The 4,409-nt window shown below is 65.1% G+C and carries 5 protein-coding genes; all 5 read left to right on the plus strand.

The window, feature by feature from the left end:
* The first annotated feature begins 7 nt into the window (after nucleotides 1–7).
* The 5 genes from ABYB95_RS17695 to ABYB95_RS17715 all read left to right on the plus strand — a co-directional run bounded on the left by ABYB95_RS17695 (nucleotide 8) and on the right by ABYB95_RS17715 (nucleotide 4,210).
* Nucleotides 8–760, plus strand: a complete 753-nt coding sequence (locus ABYB95_RS17695) for a Fe2+-dependent dioxygenase (RefSeq protein ID WP_372659909.1) — start codon at nucleotides 8–10, stop codon at nucleotides 758–760.
* 6 nt (nucleotides 761–766) lie between these two features.
* Nucleotides 767–1,906: an alpha-hydroxy-acid oxidizing protein gene (locus tag ABYB95_RS17700; protein WP_372659901.1), complete on the plus strand. Its 1,140-nt coding sequence runs from the start codon at nucleotides 767–769 to the stop codon at nucleotides 1,904–1,906.
* A 268-nt stretch (nucleotides 1,907–2,174) separates the two neighbouring features.
* Nucleotides 2,175–2,930 carry an energy transducer TonB gene (locus tag ABYB95_RS17705; RefSeq protein WP_372659903.1) on the plus strand — a complete coding sequence of 252 codons (756 nt, stop codon included), beginning with the start codon at nucleotides 2,175–2,177 and terminating at the stop codon, nucleotides 2,928–2,930.
* A 52-nt stretch (nucleotides 2,931–2,982) separates the two neighbouring features.
* Entirely contained in the window at nucleotides 2,983–3,720 is a 738-nt protein-coding gene (locus tag ABYB95_RS17710; RefSeq protein WP_372659905.1) for a MotA/TolQ/ExbB proton channel family protein, read from the plus strand.
* A 58-nt stretch (nucleotides 3,721–3,778) separates the two neighbouring features.
* Entirely contained in the window at nucleotides 3,779–4,210 is a 432-nt protein-coding gene (locus ABYB95_RS17715; RefSeq protein WP_372659907.1) for an ExbD/TolR family protein, read from the plus strand.
* The last annotated feature ends 199 nt before the right edge of the window (nucleotides 4,211–4,409 follow it).

A 4,409-nucleotide genomic window follows, 5' to 3' on the forward strand; every position in this document is an offset into this window, starting at 1 on the left:
GTGGGCGATGAGGGCCGGGGTCGACGATCTGGCGCGCTTCCACCTCCTCGGGCGGCCGATCGCGGTCGACGTGCCGGCCGTGTCGGAGCTGCTGCCCGCACTGCTCGCCCCCGCCGATCTCCGCCAAGCCCAGGAGTTGCTGGCGCGGGCGCCCTGGGCCGATGGCCGCGACAGCGCGGGTCGACAAGCCCGCGAAGTCAAGAACAACCAACAGCTCCCGCACGACTGCGAGGCCGCCACCGCCATTCGCGGCATGGTGCTGCGCGCGCTCGACAAGAGCCCGCCGTTTTTCTCTGCCACGCTGCCGCTGCGCGTGTTCACCCCGCGCATCAACCGCTACGGCGGTGAACAGAACAACTATGGCCCACACATCGACAACGCGGTGCGTCTGCTGCCCGACGGACAACGCGTGCGCACCGACATCTCGTGCACGGTGTTCCTGAACCCACCCGACGCATACGACGGTGGCGAACTCACCGTCCAACACAGCTACGGCGAACAGCGCATCAAATTGCCGGCAGGCCACGCCGTGCTTTATCCCGGCAACAGCCTGCACCAGGTGCAACCGGTTACACGGGGCCACCGCCTCGCCTGTTTTTTCTGGATCGAAAGCATGGTGCGCAGCGACGAACAGCGGCGCCTGCTGTATGAGCTCGACATGAACCTGCTGGCTCTGCGCCAGCAACACGGCGAATCGCCGGAAACCACGGCACTCACCGGCACGTACCACAACCTGCTGCGCATGTGGGCCAACACCTGAACCGCCATGCAAGCCCATACGCCCCCTCCCCCACCACGCAACGCCATACCCGAAGGCGTGGTCAACCTGGCCGACCACGAAGCGCACGCCCAGGGGCTGCTGAGCGCAGCCACCTGGGCTTACCTGAATGGCGGCGCTGCCGACGAAACCACCCTGCGGGCGAATGCCCAGGCCTGGCAACAACTGCCGCTGCAACCGCGCGTGCTGCGCAACACCGCCGGTGGCCATACCCGCTTGACGCTGCTGGGTCGCGAACTGCGGCACCCCATTCTGGTGGCGCCCATGGCGTACCAACAACTCGCCCATCCACACGGCGAAATCGCCACCGCACTGGCGGCCAACGCACAAGAGGCCGGGTTGGTGCTCAGCACCCAGTCCAGTACCCCGCTGGAAGAAGTCGCCCGGGTGGCGCGCCACGGCGCCGGTGCCACGGCCCCGTTGTGGTTCCAGCTGTACTGGCAAGGCGATCGCGGGTTCACGTGCGCGCTGCTTGAACGTGCCGAGGCCGCTGGTTACGAAGCCCTGGTGCTCACCGTGGACGCGCCGGTGCAAGGCGTGCGCGACCAGGAACGCCGCACCGGCTTCAAGCTGCCGCCGGGCGTTTCGGCGGTGCATCTGAACAACATGCAGACGCCACCCGCCGCGACCCTGCAAGCCGGGCAAAGCCGCCTGTTCGACGAACTGCTGTGCCACGCCCCTACCTGGAACGATGTGGCCTGGCTGCTCACGCAAACCCGGTTGCCCGTGCTGCTGAAAGGCATCCTGCACCCGGACGATGCCCGGCAAGCCATTGGCTTGGGCGCGGCAGCACTGATCGTCTCCAACCACGGCGGCCGCACGCTGGACACGGTGGCGCCCACCGCCCACCTGTTGCCCGCCATCGCACAAGCCGTTGCCGGTACCGTGCCTGTGCTGGTGGATGGCGGCATCCGCCGCGGCACCGATGTGCTGAAAGCCTTGGCACTCGGCGCGTCCGCGGTGCTGCACGGTCGGCCCGTGTTGCACGGTCTGGCCACCGGCGGTGCGGCGGGCGTGGCCCACGTGATCCGCCTCTTGCGCGACGAACTCGAAGTGGCCATGGCTTTGTGCGGCTGCCAGACCCTGGCCGACATCCGTGCCGAGCTGATCTGGCAGCACCACCTTTGAATTTTCCGGTTGATTTCTTAAAATTTCCCGAAATAAATGCGATTGCGAAGTATTCGCATTTATAATTCCAACACCCACCCGCTCTTGACATCCCAACCCAGCACCGGTAACACCCGAAAGCAGCAGCCATGATCGCGAGTCTGACCATACTGGGCGGCAGCCTGATTTTTCTGGTGGCCGCCTTGTACTGGATTTTTCGTTCCTAGGTCCCTGCTGGCTCCTTTCCTCTGCACCCGCTTCACTATCAAGTCTCCGCCACTCTCGCCACATGACCACCGCCAGCGCCCTTTCCGCGCCCCCCACAGTGCACGCAACAGCCCCTGCAGCGCCGGCTCCGAACCGAACACGGCTGCTGATCGTGTTGCTGGTGCTCGGTTTGCATGCCCTGGGTCTCTGGGCTATGCAAAACGGCTTGATGCGCGCAGTGGCCGAGCAGGTGATCCCCGTGCAAGTGATGACGGCGTACATAGAGCCGGCACAGGTGCTGCCCACGCCGGCGCCAGCGCCCACGCCAGCACCGCCTCCGCCACCCCAACCCGTCAAAACCACACCCAAGCCGGCAGTCAAGCCTGCCCCTCTACCGGTGCCCGTCGCCACGCAACCGTCGGAACGCGCTCCGGTGGTACCCGTCGAAACCGCGCCCGTTGCAGCGCCTGCGGCTGAAACGGCGAGTCCACCCAAAGAAGCGTCGGTGCAAGCCAGCAGCACCACGGCCGCCGCAGCCTCGGCCACCGTGGCCCGGGTGGAACTGCCGAGCAGCAGCGCGGCCTACCTGAACAATCCACCCCCGCCCTACCCTCCGCTGTCGATCCGCTTGAACGAACAAGGCAAAGTCATCGTCAAGGTGTTCATCGACACCTCGGGCACGGCCACGCAAGCCTCCATAGACCGCTCCAGCGGCTACGACCGCCTGGACCAGACCGCGTTGCAAACCGCACTGCGCTGGCGCTACGTACCCGGCAAACGCGGCGGCGTGCCCGAAGCGATGTGGTTCAAAGTCCCGGTGGCCTTTGTCCTCGAATGACGGTCTTCCCTGTTTTCAACAACGATCTCCTTTTTCTCTCAGGAACACACCCATGCCAGTAGAAACCACCACAACCAACGGGCTGGCCCACCTCTGGGCTCAGGGCGATGCCATCACCCGCACCGTCGCCCTCGTGCTGCTGGCCATGTCGGTATTGACCTGGGTCATCATCCTGCTCAAGGCGCTGGATCTGCGCGCCAACCGCTCACAGGCCAAAGCCTGCGAATCGTTCTGGCACAGCGCCGATTTCGCCGAAGGTGTTCACAAACTGGGCAAGAGCGACAACAACCCCTTTCGCAGCGTCGCGGTGGAAGGCCGTGAAGCGACACAACACATCCTGCACAAAGACGGCAAGACACAACCCCAGTTGCACGACAACCTAGATGTCAGCGACTGGGTCACGCGCAGCCTGCGCAACAGCGTCGACGAACACACCGCACGCGCGCAGGGCGGTCTGACCGTTCTCGCCTCCATCGCCTCCACCGCGCCCTTTGTGGGCTTGTTCGGCACCGTCTGGGGCATCTACCACGCGCTGATCGGCATCAGCTCGGCCGGCCAAGTCAGCATCGACCAAGTGGCTGGCCCGGTGGGCGAGGCGCTCATCATGACCGCGCTGGGCCTGCTGGTCGCGATCCCTGCGGTGCTGGGCTACAACGCCCTGGTGCGCGGCAACAAGCATGTGACGCACCGGCTCAACCGCTTCGCCCACGATTTGCACGCGTATTTCGTCACCGGTGCCCGCGTGAGCGCCGTGGGCGAATCCAAGGTGTTGCCCATGAAGAAGGCCTGAGGCTTCGCGCCTCAGCGCCGCTCAAAACAAGCCGCACTCACGACACACAGGAACACCCATGGCCATTGGAACGCAGGAAGACAGCGACGACATGCTGAGCGAAATCAACATGATTCCGTTCATCGACGTCATGTTGGTGCTGCTCATCATTTTCATCATCACCGTGCCGGTGATCAAACATGCCGTGCGCGTCGACCTGCCACAAGCCAGCAACGAGCGCGTGCAAGACCTGCCCAGCAACGTGCGGCTGGCCATCGACGCCGAAGGCCAGTACTTCTGGGACAACATCGCGGTGGCAGACGCCGAATTCACCCAGCGTCTGCAAGGCGTTGCGGCCATGGAGCCACAGCCGGAGCTGCATATCCGTGGCGACAAAGACGTGCGCTACGAGCGTGTGGCCCAAGCCATGGCCGCCGCGCAGCAGGCCGGCGTGCGCAAGATCGGCTTCATCACGGAACCGGTCGCCGGCGCGCAAGACGCATCGCGCTGACCAGCCACCTCGACAACGACCCGCAGGAACCCCGACATGACCGCCATCCCGCCATCTTCACCGCCAGGCGGCCACGACCCGGTTGTTGTGGCGTGCGCGGCTTCGACCAGCGCAGAGCCGGGTATCGACCACACGGCACCTCAGGTGCTGGCGAGCGCGAGCCTGCTGCGCGGCCAGAAAAGCGTGGTCATTGAACACA

It is taken from the genome of Hydrogenophaga sp. (genome assembly GCF_041633695.1).
In the GTDB taxonomy this organism is placed as follows: Bacteria; Pseudomonadota; Gammaproteobacteria; order Burkholderiales; family Burkholderiaceae_C; genus Hydrogenophaga.

Excerpts from the sequence above, each read along its gene's own strand:
- ABYB95_RS17715 (WP_372659907.1), top strand. The coding sequence starts at position 3,779 with ATGGCCATTGGAACGCAGGAAGACAGCGACGACATGCTGAGCGAAATC.
- ABYB95_RS17700 (WP_372659901.1), top strand. The coding sequence starts at position 767 with ATGCAAGCCCATACGCCCCCTCCCCCACCACGCAACGCCATACCCGAA.
- ABYB95_RS17695 (WP_372659909.1), top strand. The coding sequence starts at position 8 with ATGAGGGCCGGGGTCGACGATCTGGCGCGCTTCCACCTCCTCGGGCGG.
- ABYB95_RS17710 (WP_372659905.1), top strand. The coding sequence starts at position 2,983 with ATGCCAGTAGAAACCACCACAACCAACGGGCTGGCCCACCTCTGGGCT.
- ABYB95_RS17705 (WP_372659903.1), top strand. The coding sequence starts at position 2,175 with ATGACCACCGCCAGCGCCCTTTCCGCGCCCCCCACAGTGCACGCAACA.